The organism is Streptomyces sp. NPDC031379, from assembly GCF_055569615.1.
In genome coordinates this window covers 1-2,916 of record NZ_JBVIIT010000053.1, presented here as the reverse complement: position 1 = coordinate 2,916, position 2,916 = coordinate 1, and the positions used below count along the sequence as shown (strand labels likewise).

Sequence of the window (2,916 nt, the reverse complement as noted above, 5' to 3'; positions counted from 1 at the left end):
AGGGGGGTGGGTCCTACCCCGCGCAAAGCTGTAGGAAACCCCTGCCGCGGTCGGGGCCCCCCTTCCTTGTCGCGGGGGGGGGGGGGGCGGGGGGGCCCCCCCCCCCCCCCCGCCCGGGCGGTGCCGAGCCACCCGGACAACGCCGCGACGGGCCCGGCCGCGGAGCGAGAGGCGTACTCCGGCGGCCTCGGTGACGAGCGTGCGCTGACCACGGCGTCCACGATGTCCGCGGCCGCCACCGGTCGAGAGCCGGCCGAAGGCCGTCCAGGTGACGTCCGCCGGACAAGGGCCGTTCACGTGACGTGGCGTCCGCCGGTCGAGGGCGGCCGCTGCGCGTGCTCACCGACCGGATCGTGGTGAAGAGCCGCCGGGCCTGTGCATCGACGGCGGCGAACCGGCCCCGGGTTCGGGCGGGACACGAACGCCGTGCCCCCGCCGTGTGGTCCGGTGGGGCCTCGCACGCGCCGCGCCCCGGTCCGCCGCGGACCGACGCGTAGTGAGGCCCGGCACGCGAAATCCCCCCACGGGCGGAACCGTCCGGTGAGGGGATGACGCTGCCCCGGGGCCCGCGGCCCCGGTAACATGCCGCTCCCCCGGCCCGCAGGTCACGCGGAGCCAGGGGACGAGAGGTGTCAGACCGTGCGGGCGACCAGGCTCTGGCCCGCGGCGGTCGGGGTCGCCGCCGCCGAGTTCTCGGGGCGGGCCATCAGGATGGAGCGCTGCAGCCGGCTGAGCGCGGCGGACGGCTCCAGGCCCAACTCGGAGACGAGCGTGGTGCGCAGCCTCCGGTAGGCGTCGAGCGCCTCTCCGCGGCGCCCCGAGCGGTGCAGGGCCAGCATGAACTGACCGTGCAGGCTCTCGTGCATCCGGTACTGGTTGACCAGCACCGTCAGCTCGGGCAGCAGTTCGCGGTGCCGACCCAGCCGCAGGTCGGCCTCGATGCGCTGGTCGAGCGCGCACAACCGCGCCTCCTCCAGCCTCCTGGCCTCCATGTCGATCCGGATGCCGGCCTGGATGTCGGTGAGCGCGGGCCCGGTCCACAGCGAGAGCGCGTCGGCCAGCCGACGGGCCGCGCCGGTGTAGTCCTCGGCGTCCATGGCCCGGTAGCCGGCACCCGCGCCCCGCTCGAACTCCCGGAAGTCGACGGTCCCGGCCCGCGTCTCCAGGCGGTAGCCGCCGGGGACGGTGGCGAGGATGTCCTTCGGGGTGCACCGCTCGTTCTCGCCGTGGGCGAGCGCCTCGGCGATCAGTTCCCGCAGTTGCAGCACATAGGTCTGCAGGGTGGTACGCGCGCTGCGCGGCGGCTTGCCTCCCCACAACTCCTCGACCAGGGCACTCACGGAGACCACCTGGTCCGCGTGCAGGGCGAGCAGGGCCAGGACCTGCCGCGGCTTGGGCGCCGTCGGCACGACCGACACCCCGTTCTCGCGCACCGATAGCGGGCCCAGCACATTGATGTCCACATTCCCCCCATGAGTTCCGGCTGGAGACCGGGGCTCGGCCTTGTGCGCCTCCCCCGATGCTCCGCCTTGCCACTGGACCCCCCGATAAAAAAACAGCACAGTCGGTTTGTCAATCCAAGACGGCTCAAGCCCGGCTGAAGCGTCGATTTTTGGCCAGCCATATCAAACGAGCGTTCGTGCGCCTCCCGACCCAGCCAGGAGAAACCGCAGGGTGATCCTCACGTTCCGCCTCCGCAGGGCGCAGAGCAGCGAAAACAAGGAGCCAACGGAAGTCCGGATCGGGCGGGCCGAAAATGTGCAGTGACCCCTCCCGGAGGGTGCACTCTGTGGGAGGGGCCACGATGATCCTAGTCCGGCGGCCGGAACCAGGCCTCGAAACACTCTGAAGACCGGGAAAGGAAAACCTGTCGGTCTGTTTGCTTTTGGGTGTCGGGACGGTTGTTGGCGGCTCCCGGGCACGCTTCCTCGACGGCGTCCGCCGGCGCGGTCCCGCCGGCGGAGCCCGGGTTCGGCGCTCTGCTACTGCGGCGGATTGCCGTGCTTTCGCGAGGGCATGTCGGCGTGCTTGCTGCGGAGCATCGCGAGGGCACGGCCCAGCACCTCACGGGTGTCGGCGGGGTCGATGACGTCGTCGACCAGGCCGCGTTCGGCCGCGTAGTAGGGGTGCATCAGCTCGGCCTTGTACTCCTTGACCATGCGCTCGCGCGTCGCGTCGGGATCGTCGGCCTCGGCGATCTGCCGGCGGAAGATGACGTTCGCCGCGCCCTCCGCGCCCATCACGGCGATCTCGTTCGTCGGCCAGGCGTAGGTCAGGTCCGCCCCGATGGACTGCGAGTCCATGACGATGTAGGCGCCGCCGTAGGCCTTGCGCAGGATGACCGAGATGCGGGGCACGGTGGCGTTGCAGTAGGCGTACAGCAGCTTGGCGCCGTGCCGGATGATTCCGCCGTGCTCCTGGTCGACTCCGGGGAGGAACCCCGGGACGTCCAGGAAGGTGATGATCGGGATGTTGAAGGCGTCGCACATCTGGACGAACCGAGCGGCCTTCTCGCTCGCCTCGATGTCCAGGACGCCGGCCAGGGTCTGCGGCTGGTTCGCGACGATCCCGACGACCTGGCCGTCGAGCCGGGCCAGCGCGCAGATGATGTTGCGCGCCCAGCGCTCGTGGACCTCCAGGTACTCGCCGTCGTCGACGATCTCCTCGATGACCCTGGCCATGTCGTAGGGCCGGTTGCCGTCCGCCGGGACCAGGTCCAGCAGCACCTCCGAACGCCGCGCCGGCGGGTCCGTGCTCGGCCCGTGGGGCGGATACTCGCGGTTGTTCTGCGGCAGCAGCGACAGCAGGTAGCGCACCTCCTCGATGCACGTCTCCTCGTCGTCGTAGGCGAAGTGGCAGACGCCGGAGGTCTCGGCGTGCACGTCGGCGCCGCCCAGGCCGTTCTGGGTGATCTCC

2 protein-coding genes are annotated in these 2,916 nt (G+C 71.3%); both read right to left on the bottom strand.

Annotation, left to right across the window (positions count from 1 at the left end; translation table 11 throughout):
- Nucleotides 1-632: 632 nt before the first annotated feature.
- The gene (locus ACZ5CW_RS40765; protein WP_468610815.1) at nucleotides 633-1,463 is read right to left on the bottom strand and encodes an AfsR/SARP family transcriptional regulator; all 831 of its coding nucleotides are present in this window, start codon (nucleotides 1,461-1,463) and stop codon (nucleotides 633-635) included.
- Nucleotides 1,464-1,982: 519 nt separating this feature from the next.
- A partial coding sequence (locus ACZ5CW_RS40760; RefSeq protein ID WP_468610813.1) for an acyl-CoA carboxylase subunit beta occupies nucleotides 1,983-2,916 on the bottom strand: 934 nt, incomplete at its 5' end.